The 14,513-nt window shown below is 61.7% G+C and carries 9 protein-coding genes, 4 tRNA genes and 1 pseudogene; 11 read left to right on the top strand and 3 right to left on the bottom strand.

Annotated elements, in window-relative coordinates; all coding sequences use genetic code 11:
• Positions 1-52: 52 nt before the first annotated feature.
• Positions 53-463: pseudogene (locus NKF27_RS21240) on the top strand (retention module-containing protein); the annotation flags it as partial.
• 90 nt (positions 464-553) lie between these two features.
• Entirely contained in the window at positions 554-4,666 is a 4,113-nt protein-coding gene (locus NKF27_RS10690) for a hypothetical protein (RefSeq protein ID WP_253551516.1), read from the top strand.
• Between the two features lie 76 nt (positions 4,667-4,742).
• Here the strand turns inward: NKF27_RS10690 and mtnN are convergent, their stop codons facing one another.
• The 3 genes from mtnN to folD form a co-directional block, all read right to left on the bottom strand.
• Positions 4,743-5,480 carry a 5'-methylthioadenosine/S-adenosylhomocysteine nucleosidase gene (gene mtnN / locus NKF27_RS10685; RefSeq protein ID WP_253551514.1) on the bottom strand — a complete coding sequence of 246 codons (738 nt, stop codon included), beginning with the start codon at positions 5,478-5,480 and terminating at the stop codon, positions 4,743-4,745.
• Positions 5,481-5,508: 28 nt separating this feature from the next.
• The gene (locus NKF27_RS10680; protein WP_108133369.1) at positions 5,509-5,976 is read right to left on the bottom strand and encodes an S-ribosylhomocysteine lyase; all 468 of its coding nucleotides are present in this window, start codon (positions 5,974-5,976) and stop codon (positions 5,509-5,511) included.
• Between the two features lie 83 nt (positions 5,977-6,059).
• Complete coding sequence (gene folD / locus NKF27_RS10675) at positions 6,060-6,938, bottom strand: bifunctional methylenetetrahydrofolate dehydrogenase/methenyltetrahydrofolate cyclohydrolase FolD (RefSeq protein ID WP_108449403.1); 879 nt, start codon at positions 6,936-6,938, stop codon at positions 6,060-6,062.
• A gap of 203 nt (positions 6,939-7,141) precedes the next feature.
• Here folD and NKF27_RS10670 point away from each other — a divergent pair.
• The 9 genes from NKF27_RS10670 to hupB all read left to right on the top strand — a co-directional run bounded on the left by NKF27_RS10670 (position 7,142) and on the right by hupB (position 14,347).
• Positions 7,142-7,218, top strand: a tRNA-Pro gene (locus NKF27_RS10670).
• 69 nt (positions 7,219-7,287) lie between these two features.
• A tRNA-Arg gene (locus NKF27_RS10665) sits at positions 7,288-7,364 on the top strand.
• A 67-nt stretch (positions 7,365-7,431) separates the two neighbouring features.
• A tRNA-His gene (locus tag NKF27_RS10660) sits at positions 7,432-7,506 on the top strand.
• A gap of 58 nt (positions 7,507-7,564) precedes the next feature.
• Positions 7,565-7,639, top strand: a tRNA-His gene (locus NKF27_RS10655).
• A gap of 286 nt (positions 7,640-7,925) precedes the next feature.
• Complete coding sequence (tig, locus tag NKF27_RS10650) at positions 7,926-9,266, top strand: trigger factor (protein WP_253551512.1); 1,341 nt, start codon at positions 7,926-7,928, stop codon at positions 9,264-9,266.
• Positions 9,267-9,339: 73 nt separating this feature from the next.
• Positions 9,340-9,960: an ATP-dependent Clp endopeptidase proteolytic subunit ClpP gene (gene clpP, locus NKF27_RS10645; protein ID WP_045993752.1), complete on the top strand. Its 621-nt coding sequence runs from the start codon at positions 9,340-9,342 to the stop codon at positions 9,958-9,960.
• Positions 9,961-10,035: 75 nt separating this feature from the next.
• Entirely contained in the window at positions 10,036-11,325 is a 1,290-nt protein-coding gene (gene clpX / locus NKF27_RS10640; RefSeq protein WP_045993751.1) for an ATP-dependent Clp protease ATP-binding subunit ClpX, read from the top strand.
• 163 nt (positions 11,326-11,488) lie between these two features.
• Positions 11,489-13,897: an endopeptidase La gene (lon, locus tag NKF27_RS10635; RefSeq protein ID WP_253551509.1), complete on the top strand. Its 2,409-nt coding sequence runs from the start codon at positions 11,489-11,491 to the stop codon at positions 13,895-13,897.
• A 177-nt stretch (positions 13,898-14,074) separates the two neighbouring features.
• A complete protein-coding gene (gene hupB, locus NKF27_RS10630) occupies positions 14,075-14,347 on the top strand; it encodes a nucleoid-associated protein HU-beta (RefSeq protein WP_045993749.1) in 273 nt (90 codons plus the stop codon).
• The last annotated feature ends 166 nt before the right edge of the window (positions 14,348-14,513 follow it).

The following is a 14,513-nucleotide window of genomic DNA, read 5'->3' as shown; positions in this document are numbered from 1 at the left end:
TACATATTTTGTGTCTTATGCACGCAAGCATGTCAGGTACAGGGAAACTATCATGGAAGATGCCGTAATTGTTGCTGTTTCGGGTGAGGTCTGGATTCGAGACGTCGAAGGAAATGTGCAGGTAGCCAAGGTCGGCGATCGCCTCGAAGAGGGTAGCGTTCTGGTGACTGGCCCGACGGGCGTGGCACGGCTCGATTTGGGCGAGAGCGGGGCGCCGCTTGTCGTCGATGCCAACCATCAGTTGAGTGTGCCATTTGGCCAGGGGGATGGAGCCGACTTTCCTTCAGGCGAGGTGCTTGGGGAGGAGCGACTCGATCACCTGTTGAGGGCGCTCGATGGAAACTCTTCTGAAAACTCGGATTTGTTGCCCCAAGGCGGTTCGCCGGGGGGAGGGGGAGAGGGCAATGAGGGACATGAATTTGTACGACTGCTGAGAATCGTAGAGAAAGTCACTCCTCTGAAATACCAATTTGACCTGCTGCCTCCCGATGAATTGCAGCCCAGGGCCGGGGGTGCCAATACCCACGATGGAGATCTCGAGCCTGAAGCTGGTATGGATGACACCCCCACCACGCCGGATAGCGACGGCGATCCGGCGACCCTGGCGCCCGAGAGCCTGCTCGATGAGGACGGTCTGCCCAAGGGAATCGCCGGTGGCCCCGGCGACGCGCCGGGCACCGATGTGGTGGTCACTGGCTCGCTCGGGTATGACTTCGGTGAGGATGGCGCCGCCGCTGAAGGCGCCTTCAGCTGGACCACCGATGGCCTGCCGTCGGTCACCAGTCAAGGGGGAACGGTCACCTGGACGGTGTCCGATGATGGTCTGACCCTGAGTGGGGTTGATGAATCCGGCGAGCCGGTGCTGACGGTCACGGTGACCGACCCGGCCAAGGGGGAGTACGAGGCCACCTTGCATCAGGGGCTGGATCACTCGGATCCGACCAGCGAGGACGATATCGTGCTGACGCTGGGCTACGAGGTCACCGACAGCGATGGCGACTCGGCCAAGGGCAGCCTGGTGCTGACCGTGGACGATGACATGCCGGCGGTGACCATCGCAGGCCCAGAGACGCCGGATGAGGACGGCGGCCTGAGCGGCACCTGGAATGGCAATGGTGGCGGCGACGGGACAGGCGAGATCACGGTGACCCTGCCCGGAGACGAAACCGAGTACCCGCTGGACACGCCCATCGACACAGACGGTGGCACCCTGGTGGTCAAGCCGGACAATACCTGGACCTTCACCCCGGACGAGCCCGGTGAAGACGGCGGCAAGCCAGGCAAGGCGCCGGGCTTCGAGATCACCATCACCGATGGTGACGGCGACAGCACCACCGCCACCTATGTACCGCCGGCCCCGGACGACACCCCCACCACGCCGGACAGCGACGGCGATCTGGCGACCCTGGCGCCCCAGAGCCTGCTCGATGAGGACGGTCTGCCCAAGGGAATCGCCGGTGGCCCCGGCGACGCGCCGGGCACCGATGTGGTGGTCACTGGCTCGCTCGGTTATGACTTCGGTGAGGATGGCGCCGCCGCTGAAGGCGCCTTCAGCTGGACCACCGATGGCCTGCCGTCGGTCACCAGTCAGGGCGAGACGGTCACCTGGACGGTGTCCGATGATGGTCTGACCCTGAGCGGGGTGGATGCCTCCGGCGAGCCGGTGTTGTCAGTCACGGTGACCGACCCGGCCAAGGGGGAGTACGAGGCCACCTTGCATCAGGGGCTGGATCACTCGGATCCGACCAGCGAGGACGATATCGTGCTGACGCTGGGCTACGAGGTCACCGACAGCGATGGCGACTCGGCCAAGGGCAGCCTGGTGCTGACCGTGGACGATGACATGCCGGCGGTGACCATCGCAGGCCCAGAGACGCCGGATGAGGACGGCGGCCTGAGCGGCACCTGGAATGGCAATGGTGGCGGCGACGGGACCGGCGAGATCACGGTGACCCTGCCCGGAGACGAAACCGAGTACCCGCTGGACACGCCCATCGACACAGACGGTGGCACCCTGGTGGTCAAGCCGGACAATACCTGGACCTTCACCCCGGACGAGCCCGGTGAAGGCGGCGGCAAGCCAGGCAAGGCGCCGGGCTTCGAGATCACCATCACCGATGGTGACGGCGACAGCACCACCGCCACCTATGTTCCGCCGGCCTCGGACGATACCCCCACCACGCCGGATAGCGACGGCGATCCGGCGACCCTGGCGCCCAAGAGCCTGCTCGATGAGGACGGTCTGCCCAAGGGAATCGCCGGTGGCCCCGGCGACGCGCCGGGCACCGATGTGGTGGTCACTGGCTCGCTCGGTTATGACTTCGGTGAGGATGGCGCCGCCGCTGAAGGCGCCTTCAACTGGACCACCGATGGCCTGCCGTCGGTCACCAGTCAGGGCGAGACGGTCACCTGGACGGTGTCCGATGATGGTCTGACCCTGAGTGGGGTTGATGAATCCGGCGAGCCGGTGCTGACGGTCACGGTGACCGACCCGGCCAAGGGGGAGTACGAGGCCACCTTGCATCAGGGGCTGGATCACTCGGATCCGACCAGCGAGGACGATATCGTGCTGACGCTGGGCTACGAGGTCACCGACAGCGATGGCGACTCGGCCAAGGGCAGCCTGGTGCTGACCGTGGACGATGACATGCCGGCGGTGACCATCGCAGGCCCAGAGACGCCGGATGAGGACGGCGGCCTGAGCGGCACCTGGAATGGCAATGGTGGCGGCGACGGGACCGGCGAGATCACGGTGACCCTGCCCGGAGACGAAACCGAGTACCCGCTGGACACGCCCATCGACACAGACGGTGGCACCCTGGTGGTCAAGCCGGACAATACCTGGACCTTCACCCCGGACGAGCCCGGTGAAGACGGCGGCAAGCCAGGCAAGGCGCCGGGCTTCGAGATCACCATCACCGATGGTGACGGCGACAGCACCACCGCCACCTATGTACCGCCGGCCCCGGACGACACCCCCACCACGCCGGACAGCGACGGCGATCTGGCGACCCTGGCGCCCAAGAGCCTGCTCGATGAGGACGGTCTGCCCAAGGGAATCGCCGGTGGCCCCGGCGACGCGCCGGGCACCGATGTGGTGGTCACTGGCTCGCTCGGTTATGACTTCGGTGAGGATGGCGCCGCCGCTGAAGGCGCCTTCAGCTGGACCACCGATGGCCTGCCGTCGGTCACCAGTCAGGGCGAGACGGTCACCTGGACGGTGTCCGATGATGGTCTGACCCTGAGCGGGGTGGATGCCTCCGGCGAGCCGGTGTTGTCAGTCACGGTGACCGACCCGGCCAAGGGGGAGTACGAGGCCACCTTGCATCAGGGGCTGGATCACTCGGATCCGACCAGCGAGGACGATATCGTGCTGACGCTGGGCTACGAGGTCACCGACAGCGATGGCGACTCGGCCAAGGGCAGTCTGGTGCTGACCGTGGACGATGATAGTCCGGTCATCGCCGCCACGATTGACGGTGATGAGGATAGCGTGACCGAGGGCACGTCAGTGCAAGGTAGCTGGACCGGTGGAGTTGGTGCCGACGGCGGGAGTGTCGTGGTCAGAGTCCCGGGAATACCTGACGGCTTCGCCCTTGGAGACAAGATCACGACTGAGCTCGGCACTTTAGTGGTGTCTCCTGATGGGACCTGGACGTTTACGGCAAAAGATGGACTCGATCAGACCGACGAACCCTGCCTGGAATTTACACTGGAAGGTCTAGATGCTGACGGCGATCTGGCACAGTGCACCATCAGCGTTCCGATTGTGGATGGAGCGGGCCCGGTGACACCCGACTCGGACGGTGATCCTTCAACTGAAACTGTATCCGTCACGGTGAACGAGGATGCGCTTCCAGGTGGTAATGCGGGAGGCGAGGGGGATCTGGCCAGTGCCAGCGATAGTGCGACTGCGAATCTGGGCTTTAACTATGGTGCCGACGGAGCCGCTTCTGAGGGGGCCTTCCGATGGAGCCTTGACGGACTTCCGACCGTGACCAGCCACGATTCACCGGTCGAGTTTGCGGTGAGCTCAGACGGGCATACGGTGATCGGTAGCAATGCGGATGGCGAGCGGGTTCTGACAATAAATCTGTCAGATGCAGAAACCGGTGATGTTGTGGTCTATCTCAGCAAGGACGTGGACCATCCCGAAGGGCAGCAAGAAAATAATCTATCGCTTTCTCTCGGGTACACCATCACTGACAAAGATGGTACTCAGGCAGAAGGATCGCTTGAAGTAGTGATCAATGACGATACGCCTACCATCGCGACATTCGATCCGGAAAGCTTCATGGCCTCGATGGGAGCGGCTGCCCGGTCGGCTGAGCTGCCATTATTGCCGGAGGAGGATGAGCTGGCCTGGAGTCTGGGGGAGCCCGCTTCCAGCGCTGACAGCTCTCACGCCATGGCGGTCGATGCCTCGGGCAACATGCTGGATCTAAAAGAGTTGCTCGAAGACATCGATGATCTGGAAGGTGGTGAAAAGGTGCTGGCCATCGCAGATGGTGACGACACCGTGGTCCACGTAAAGCTGGATGGAGGGCTCTTGCAGGACGGCAGCAATGCGGATGTCCAGGTGACTCTGACGGGGGTCGCCATGGACGGAAGCAGTGACGACTTTCTGGTCAGGTTGCTGGAGAGTTCACAGTCGGATATCGAGTGAGCGAGTGCCAGCGCGCCCGGCTATAGCCGGGCGTGCTGGCAGGATGACGGCAGTGCTTTCTGGAGAGACAGGAATGTCAGGCCGGCTGCTGTCGGTCAACCGCAGGTTGCGGTGACGCCAGTCGTTGCACCATAGCCGTCACCATGCGGCTGGAGTGATCCGCCGCCTGCTCGAGGAATTCTTCGAAGGACAGGTGGTTGTCACCTTGCCCGGCGATATCGGATAAGGCGCGAATCACCACGAAGGGGCAACCGTAGAGATGGCAGGTCTGGGCAATCGCGGCCGCCTCCATTTCTGCCGCCAGCATGGTGGGAAAGCGGGTGCGGGTGCGCGAGACAAGATCGGGGCACGCCATGAAGACGTCGCCGGTTGCGATCAGGCCCTCGACCACCTTGACCTCAGCCATGCCTTCGACGCAGTCCCGTGCCACCCGAACCAGGCGCTCATCCGGGAGATAGGCCGCCGGCATGTTGGGCACCTGGCCATGTTCGTAGCCGAATACCACCGCGTCGACATCGTGGTGGCGCACCTCGCTGGACACCACCACGTCGCCGATCGACAGTCCTTCGCCGAATCCGCCAGCGGAACCCGTGTTGATGATCGCCTCGGGCTGGTAGTTGTCCAGCAGCAGCGTCGCCCCGATGGCGGCGTTGACCTTGCCGATTCCGGATTGCAGCAGTACGACCTCGACCCCATGCAGGCGGCCGATGTAGAAGGTGGAACCGACGTGGGTGCGGGTCTTGACGTCTTCCAGTTGGGCCGCCAGTTGGGCGACTTCCTGTGCCATGGCTCCGATGATGCCAATGCGTTTCATGCGATTCCTCTTGAGGTGGAGCCTCGGCTCAGGCGAAGACCTGGTGCCACTCGTCACGCTTGGCCAGCAGGCCTTTTGCCAGCTCCTGGGCGCCTTCCAGGCTGTGGGATGCGGCCCAGCCACACTGCATTTCGTTGCAGGCTGGGACTTCGGTCGCTGACAGCACGTCGTTGAGCGTACCCTCGATCAGTGCCAGCACGTCGTCGTAGTCGTCGTGGTTGATCATGGCGATATAGAAGCCGGTCTGGCAGCCCATGGGGCTGATATCGACAACCTTGTCCGAGTGGTTGCGCGACAGCTCGGCCATCAGGTGCTCCAGGGAGTGCAGGGCAGGCATCTCCATGTGCTCCTTGTTGGGCTGGCAAATCCGCAAGTCATACTTGTGGATGCGATCGCCGTTGGCGCCGGTCTTGATATCTGCCAGACGCACATAGGGGGCGCGAACCTTGGTGTGGTCGAGGTTGAAGCTCTCGACATTCATCTTCTTGTCGCTCATGGAGTGTCTCCGTGATCCGGTGTTGGATGAGCGCGATGCTACGTCAATTGAGTCCATCACGCATGGATGTCACAAGTGCAGGTTCAGGCGTCGGGAGTTTCGCGATGCTGGCCGTCATGAATGTCTGCGGCCATCAAGGTGTTTTCCAGCAGGCTGGCTACCGTCATCGGGCCAACGCCACCCGGTACCGGTGTGATGTGACCAGCACGTCGGGCAGCCTCGTCGAAGTCGACGTCGCCCACCAGGCGTCCATCTTCCTGTCGATTGATGCCAACATCGATGACGATCGCGCCGTCACGTACCCATTCGCCCTTCACCAGTCCTGGTTTTCCGACCGCGACCACCAGCAATTCCGCCTTGCGCACCTGGGCCTCGAGGTCGCGGGTAAAGCGGTGGCAGACGGTGGTCGTGCAGCCCGCCAGCATCAATTCCAGTGCCATCGGCCGTCCTACGATATTGGAGGCACCGACCACCGTGGCGTCGAGGCCTCGCACCGCCAGACCCGAGTGATGCAGCAGCGTCATCACGCCCTTGGGGGTGCAGGGGCGCAGCAGCGGCAGACGTTGGGCCAGCCGTCCCAGGTTGTAGGGATGGAAGCCGTCCACGTCCTTGCTTGGCAGAATGCGCTCGAGGATAGGGCGAGCGTCCAGGTGGTCGGGCAGCGGAAGTTGAACCAGAATGCCATCGATGGATGAGTCGGCGTTGAGCTGGTCGACCAGGGCTTCGAGCTCTGCCTGTGAAGTGGAAGCGGGCAGGGCGTGTTGAACAGATGAAATACCCGCCTGCTCGCAGGCGCGATGCTTGTTGCGTACATAGACGTGGGAGGCGGGGTCTTCACCGACCAGCACCACAGCAAGCCCCGGGATGCGTTCTCCGGCATCGATCCGCGCCTGTACCTGACGGGCGACCTGCTGGCGTACTGTGGCGGCAATGGACTTGCCATCGATGAGCTGGGCGGTCATGGGGTTCCCTCGGTCAGAAGTGGGTGTGCTGGATGAAATTGGCGGCCACGGATTTTCGCACGCTCCGCCATCCAGGCAAAGCTTGAGCCCGAATGACAACAGGAATGTCTCGGTAGCCTGTTGACTTGGCGGGAAAGTTCCGTAGAATACGCAGCGCTTGCAGAGACTGCTTCGGCGGTTTGCATGGCCGAGCGGCTGGCCGGCGGGGTGTAGCGCAGTCTGGTAGCGCGCCTGCTTTGGGAGCAGGATGTCGGGGGTTCGAATCCCTCCACCCCGACCACAACAGCTTGTTGGAGAAGAAGTTTTTCTCGAAAAGCGGGTTGTGGTGAAGAGTTCGGTTCTGTAGAATGCGCCTATAGCTCAACCGGATAGAGCAACGGCCTTCTAAGCCGTAGGTTGCAGGTTCGAGTCCTGCTGGGCGCGCCAGTAAAGTTTGCTGGTGGCTGCTTTTGACAGGCTCGGGCAAAGGTTGTAGCGGTATTGTCCTGACATGGTGGATGTAGCTCAGTGGTAGAGCCCCGGATTGTGGCTCCGGTGGTCGTGGGTTCGATCCCCATCATCCACCCCATTCAGGCGATGCAAGTGTGGTCAAGCCCGAACGTGGGTTCGGTAGCTGACAGGTTGTGGTGGATGTAGCTCAGTGGTAGAGCCCCGGATTGTGGCTCCGGTGGTCGTGGGTTCGATCCCCATCATCCACCCCATCAACCTGATTCCTTCCCCGAGTTTCTTTCTTGAACAAGTCGTTGTCGAATCTGAAGCTGGCAGGCCAAGTTGCTTGTCCGGCGTCTTGTCGTGCCTGTGTTTCGCCCTCGTCGGCGGTCGTGTCGTCATTCGGTGGCCACGAATTTTCCGATAGCCCCTTGTAAAAGACATGCCAGGCCCCATGTTGTGGGCGTTGGCGCTTGCCAGTGCCCGGCGGGATTCTTAGAATCTCCCCTTTGACGTTTTCAATTTTTCAGTACGCCCCCAGTCGGTAGAGGATTATTCATGCAAGTTTCCGTCGATACGACCTCCCAGATCGAACGCCGCATCAACGTCCAGGTGCCGGCCGCCGAGATCGACGAGGCCGTCGCCGCCCGTCTCAAGGATGCCGCCAAGAACGTTCGTCTCGACGGTTTCCGCAAGGGCAAGGTGCCGATGTCGGTGATCCGCCAGCGCTATGGTGCTGATGTGCGCAACGAGGTGGTGGGCGAGGTCATGCGTGAGCGCTATGTTCGCGCCATTACCGATGAGAAGCTCAATCCGGCCGGCTACCCGCAGATCGAAGCCACCGTCAACGAGACCGGCAAGGACCTGGAGTTCACGGCCACCCTCGAGGTCTATCCTGAGTTCGAGCTGGCGACCATCGAAGGCGCCGAGGTCGAGCGTCCGGTGGTTGAAGTGACCGATGCCGACGTCGACGAGATGATCGAGACGCTGCGCAAGCAGAACGCTGCCTGGGAAAAGGTCGAGCGTGCTGCAGAGCAAGGCGATCAAGTCAATATCGACTTCCAGGGCTTCCTGGGTGACGAGCCGTTCGAAGGCGGCAGTGCCGAGAGCCATGATCTGGTGCTGGGTTCCGGCAGCTTCATCCCCGGCTTCGAGGATCAGCTCGAAGGTGCCAAGGCGGGTGAGGACAAGGTCATCAGCGTGACCTTCCCCGAGGACTACCAGGCAGAGCAGCTGGCCGGCCAGGAAGCGACCTTCAAGGTCAAGGTCAACGCGGTCAAGGGTCAGGCGCTGCCGGAAGTCGATGCGGAATTCATCGAGAAATTCGGTGTCGAAGGTGGTGACGTCGAAGCATTCCGCGCCGAGGTCAAGAAGAACATGAGCCGCGAGGCTGACCAGGCGGTCGAGAATCGCGTCAAGCAGCAGGTGCTCGAGGCCCTCAAGCAGGCCAACGAGATCCCCGTTCCCGAGTCGCTGGTCCAGCAGGAGGTCGATGGCCTCAAGCGTCAGGCGGCGCAGCAGTTTGGTCTGGGCGAGGACTTCGACGTCAGCCAGTTGCCCAACGAGCTGTTTACCGAACAGGCCAAGAGCCGCGTGCAGGTCGGTCTGCTGCTGGCTGAGGTGATCAAGGTCAACGAGCTGGATGCTTCCGACGACGAGATCAAGGCAAAGGTCGAGGAGCTTGCACAGCAGTATCAGGAGCCCGAGCAGGTCGTCGAGTACTATATGGGCAACGAGCAGATGAAGACCCAGGTCAAGTCTGCACTGCTGGAAGAAAAGGCCGTCGACGCTTTGCTCGATCAGGCCAATGTGAAGGACGTGGAAATGTCCTACCAGCAGGCCCTGGCTGCCGCGCAGCAGCAGCCGGGCGACGAGGCGGAGGAAGGCGAGGACGCTTGAGGCGCCTCTCCTGGCCGGCCCCGTCGGGCCGGCTTCGTCGTTTTGTCACGCAAGGAAACAAGGACATCTCCTCATGAACACCGAGTTCGATATCAACGCTGCCGGCGGCCTTGTGCCCATGGTGGTCGAGCAGAGCGCCCGCGGCGAGCGTGCCTACGACATCTACTCCCGGCTGTTGAAGGAGCGGGTGATCTTCCTGGTGGGGCCGGTCGAAGACTATATGGCCAACCTGCTGGTCGCCCAGCTGTTGTTCCTGGAGTCCGAGAACCCGGACAAGGACATCCACCTTTACATCAATTCGCCCGGCGGTTCGGTGACGGCGGGGATGTCCATCTACGACACCATGCAGTTCATCAAGCCTGACGTCTCGACCGTCTGTATCGGTCAGGCGGCGAGCATGGGAGCCCTGCTGCTGGCCGGTGGTGCCGCTGGCAAGCGCTATTGCCTGCCCAACTCGCGGATGATGATCCACCAGCCGCTGGGTGGCTATCAGGGGCAGGCCTCGGACATCGAGATTCACACCCGTGAAATTCTGGGCATCCGCGAGCGACTGAACCAGATCCTGGCGCACCACACCGGCCAGGATATCGAGACCATCGCCAAGGATACCGATCGCGACAACTTCATGAACGGCGCCCAGGCCGCGGAGTATGGCCTGATCGACGCAGTGCTGGATAAGCGCCCGGCATCCTGATAGCGTGATAGCTCGCGCGATGACTACGTGATTACCGGTGGCCCCTGGGGCCACCGCTGCCAGAGAGGTACGCGAATGGCCGACGGCAAAGGCAAGGACGACAACGGCAAGCTTCTGTATTGTTCGTTCTGTGGCAAGAACCAGAACGAAGTACGCAAGCTGATCGCCGGTCCGTCCGTTTATATCTGCGATGAGTGTGTCGATCTCTGCAACGACATCATTCGCGAAGAAGTTCTCGATGCCGATGCCGAGAGCGACGAGGAGCGTCTGCCCGTTCCGCGCGAAATTCGACACACTCTCGACGACTACGTGATCGGTCAGGACCGCGCCAAGACGGTGCTGTCGGTGGCCGTGTACAACCACTACAAGCGTCTGCGTCACAGTGGCAAGGATGAGGTCGAGCTCGGCAAGTCGAACATCCTGCTGATCGGGCCCACCGGTAGCGGCAAGACTCTGCTGGCGGAGACCCTGGCGCGGTTGCTCAATGTTCCCTTCACCATCGCCGATGCCACCACGCTGACCGAAGCGGGCTACGTCGGCGAGGATGTCGAAAACATCATCCAGAAGCTGCTGCAGAAGTGCGACTACGACGTGGACAAGGCCGAGCGTGGCATTGTCTACATCGACGAGATCGACAAGATCTCGCGCAAGTCGGACAATCCGTCGATCACCCGGGACGTTTCCGGCGAGGGCGTGCAGCAGGCGCTGTTGAAGCTGATCGAGGGCACCACGGCCTCGGTGCCTCCGCAAGGTGGTCGCAAGCATCCGCAGCAGGAATTTCTGCAGGTCGATACCGGCAATATCCTGTTTATCGTTGGCGGTGCCTTCGCCGGCCTCGACAAGGTTATCCGGGATCGTGCCGAGACCGGTGGCATTGGCTTCAATGCCGAGGTCAAGAGCAAGGATGAGACCAAGGGTGTCGGCGATCTACTGCTGGACGTGGAACCCGAGGATCTGGTCAAGTTCGGCCTGATTCCCGAGTTCGTCGGACGTCTGCCGGTCATCGCAACCTTGACCGAGCTGACCGAAGACGCGCTGATTCAGATCCTGACCGAGCCGAAGAACTCGCTGGTCAAGCAGTACGCTCGGTTGTTCGATATGGAAGGCGTCGAGCTGGACTTCCGCGAGGATGCCCTGCGCGCGGTGGCCCACAAGGCAATGGCGCGCAAGACCGGCGCCCGTGGCCTGCGTTCGATTCTCGAGTCGGTGCTGCTCGACACCATGTACGAGATTCCCTCTCTCGAGGGCGTCAGCAAGGTGGTTATCGACGCCTCTGTCATCGGTGGGGAGAGTGACCCCCTGCTGATCTACAGCCAGGCCAGCGACGCTGAGGAAGACACTCGCGTGGACGGCACCGACGGCTAGTCCGTCAGCGCTTCCCGCGACGCCGTCAAAAGGGGCCGCAGACGCGGCCCCTTTGTCTGCCGGAGCCTTCGATGGCGATTCGGCTAGGCGTTTCCCCTTGCAATGCCTCGGGGCTGCCCCCATCCCCTTAGGTTTCACCCGCTAAGTTTGAGGAACGTCTGCGATGCAGCAGAACGCCGAACAGACTATGAGTCTGCCCCTTTTGCCACTGCGTGACGTGGTGGTATACCCGCAGATGGTCATCCCCTTGTTTGTCGGCAGAGAGAAGTCGATTCAAGCGCTGGAAGCCGCCATGGCGGATGACAAGCGGGTCTTGCTGGTCGCCCAGCGTGAGGCGAGCAAGGATGATCCCGATGACGAGGATCTGTTCGCCATCGGCACGGTAGCCGAGATCATGCAGCTGCTGAAACTCCCGGACGGTACCGTCAAGGTACTGATCGAGGGGGAGTCTCGCGCCAATATCGGTGAGATCTCGGTAGCCGAAGAGGGTTACTCCACGGCCCAGGTGATACTGCGTTCCAGCGAACCCCTGAGCGAGCGTGAGCAGGAGTCGTTGGTGCGGGTGCTGCTCAACCAGTTCGAGCAGTACGTCAAGATGTCGAAGAAGGTGCCCAACGAGGTACTGAATTCGCTGTCCGGGATAGAGGATCCCAGCCGCCTGGTGGATACGATCTGCGCCCATCTGTCGCTGAAGATCGGCGACAAGCAGGAATTGCTCGAGATGGATCGGGTCCGCGATCGTATCGAGCACCTGATGGCGCTGATCGAAGCCGAGATCGACCTGCTGCAGGTAGAGAAGCGCATTCGCTCCAGGGTCAAGGACCAGATGGAGAAGTCCCAGCGCGAGTACTACCTCAACGAGCAGATGAAGGCCATCCAGAAGGAGATGGGCGAGCTCGAGAACGCGCCAAACGAGGCCGACAAGTACGAGCAGGCCATCAAGGACTCCGGGATGCCCAAGGAGGCCGCCGACAAGGCCAACCAGGAGCTCGGCAAGTTGCGCATGATGTCACCTTCCTCGGCGGAGGCGACGGTGGTGCGCTCTTACCTCGACTGGCTGGTGTCGGTACCGTGGAAGAAACGTACCCGGGTCAAGCACGATCTGATCAATGCCCAGAAGGTGCTCGACGAGGACCATTATGGACTGGATGAGGTCAAGGAACGCATCCTCGAGTATCTGGCCGTGCACAAGCGGGTCAAGAAGCTCAAGGGGCCGGTGCTGTGTCTGGTGGGGCCTCCCGGCGTCGGCAAGACCTCGCTGGGCAAGTCCATCGCCCGGGCGACCAATCGCAAGTATGTGCGTCTGGCCCTCGGCGGCGTGCGTGATGAATCGGAAATCCGTGGGCATCGCCGGACCTATATCGGCTCTCTGCCCGGAAAGCCGATCCAGCGCATGGCCAAGGCGGGGGTGAAGAACCCGTTGTTCCTGCTTGACGAGGTCGACAAGGTCGGCATGGACCATCGTGGAGATCCTGCGTCTGCGCTGCTTGAGGTGCTGGACCCCGAACAGAACAATACCTTCAGTGACCACTACCTGGAGCTGGACTACGATCTGTCGGAAACCCTGTTCATCTGTACCGCCAACTCGATGAATATTCCGGGGCCGCTGCTGGACCGCATGGAGGTGATACGCCTCCCGGGGTACACCGAGGATGAGAAGCTGGCCATTGCCACGCGCTATCTGGTGCCCAAGCAGCTGGCCGCCAACGGCTTCAAGGAAGATGAGCTGAGCTTTGGTGAGGATGCGCTGCTGGAGCTGATTCGCTACTACACTCGCGAAGCCGGCGTTCGCGAGCTCGAGCGGCAGATCGCCAAGGTCAGTCGCAAGGTGTTGCGTGAGCGGCTCGAGAAGGAAGGCAAGGAAGGCGCCCTGGGCTCGCAGACGCTGGCGGCCGAGGATATCGAAGCCTACGCTGGCGTGCGGCGTTACAGCTACGGTCTGGCCGACCAGCAGGACCAGGTCGGTCGTGTGACCGGACTCGCCTGGACCTCGGTGGGAGGTGAGTTGCTCAATATCGAGTCGGTGGTGACGCCTGGCAAGGGGCGTCTCAACAAGACCGGTTCACTGGGTGACGTCATGAAGGAGTCGGTGAGTGCCGCCCAGACGGTGGTGCGGGCCCGCGCCGAGGCGCTGGGGATCGATCCCGAGCGGTTCGAGAAGGAAGACCTGCATATCCACGTGCCGGAGGGAGCCACCCCCAAGGACGGCCCCAGCGCGGGTATCGCCATGGTGACCGCCATGGTCTCGGCTTTCTGCAACCGTCCTGTGCGTTGCGACGTTGCGATGACCGGTGAAGTCAACCTGAGAGGCGAAGTCATGCCGATCGGTGGGCTCAAGGAGAAATTGCTGGCGGCCAGGCGCGGTGGTATAAAGACGGTGCTAATACCCGAGGAGAACCGTCGCGATCTCAAGGAGGTCCCTGAAAATATCAAGGATGCTCTGACGATCCATCCGGTTCGCTGGATTGATGAAGTGCTCGAGCTCGCTCTGTCACAAAAGGTGGATCAAAAAACCGACGATTCACTGTCGACAGAGTCGTCTGCGACACACTCAATGGTCAGCACACACTAGTGACGTTTTTTCCATGATCTTGGGTGTAGAATGCCGAGTTCATGCGGATTGGCAAGGAAGGTTGCTTGACAGGTCTTTTGCAGCATTGCTATAAATTATCGCCATGCTGCGATCGAGCCTGTCGGCAAGAAGTATCGCCGTTTCGAATTTTTTTCTGTAATAGTCAAGGGGTGAAGTGTGAACAAGTCCGAGCTGATTGATGCCATTGCCGCGTCTGCCGATATTCCGAAGGCCGCCGCTTCTCGCGCGCTGGATGCTATGGTGGAATCCGTGACCGAGAGCCTGAAGCAGGGCGACAGCGTTTCACTGGTTGGCTTTGGTACCTTCTCCGTCAAGGAGCGCGCTGCACGTACCGGCCGCAACCCGCAGACCGGTCAGCCGATCGAAATCAGTGCCGCCAAGGTGCCGAGCTTCAAGGCCGGCAAGGCTCTGAAGGATTCCGTCAACTAAGACGCGTGGTCTCGGCGGCACGTCGAGCATCGTCACGTTGACACGAGTCTGGCGGCCACCGCCTACGCCGGACTCGCCAAGGGCGCATCGCTATCGCGGTGCGCCTTTTTCATGAGTTTGGGGGAGGTCGCGCCAGGCCCTCGGGTGCGTATACTGGTGCGCGACG

The sequence above is a fragment of the Halomonas sp. DN3 genome, assembly GCF_024137905.1.
GTDB lineage: Bacteria > Pseudomonadota > Gammaproteobacteria > Pseudomonadales > Halomonadaceae > Halomonas > Halomonas litopenaei.
The sequence above is the reverse complement of the archived record's forward strand: the minus strand, read 5'-3'. Positions and strand labels throughout refer to the sequence as shown.

What these genes read in the sequence shown, in the direction of transcription:
- folD (WP_108449403.1), bottom strand. Translation starts at nt 6,938, where the DNA reads ATGACCGCCCAGCTCATCGATGGCAAGTCCATTGCCGCCACAGTACGC.
- NKF27_RS10680 (WP_108133369.1), bottom strand. Translation starts at nt 5,976, where the DNA reads ATGAGCGACAAGAAGATGAATGTCGAGAGCTTCAACCTCGACCACACC.
- clpX (WP_045993751.1), top strand. Translation starts at nt 10,036, where the DNA reads ATGGCCGACGGCAAAGGCAAGGACGACAACGGCAAGCTTCTGTATTGT.
- NKF27_RS10690 (WP_253551516.1), top strand. Translation starts at nt 554, where the DNA reads ATGGATGACACCCCCACCACGCCGGATAGCGACGGCGATCCGGCGACC.
- clpP (WP_045993752.1), top strand. Translation starts at nt 9,340, where the DNA reads ATGAACACCGAGTTCGATATCAACGCTGCCGGCGGCCTTGTGCCCATG.
- lon (WP_253551509.1), top strand. Translation starts at nt 11,489, where the DNA reads ATGCAGCAGAACGCCGAACAGACTATGAGTCTGCCCCTTTTGCCACTG.
- tig (WP_253551512.1), top strand. Translation starts at nt 7,926, where the DNA reads ATGCAAGTTTCCGTCGATACGACCTCCCAGATCGAACGCCGCATCAAC.
- mtnN (WP_253551514.1), bottom strand. Translation starts at nt 5,480, where the DNA reads ATGAAACGCATTGGCATCATCGGAGCCATGGCACAGGAAGTCGCCCAA.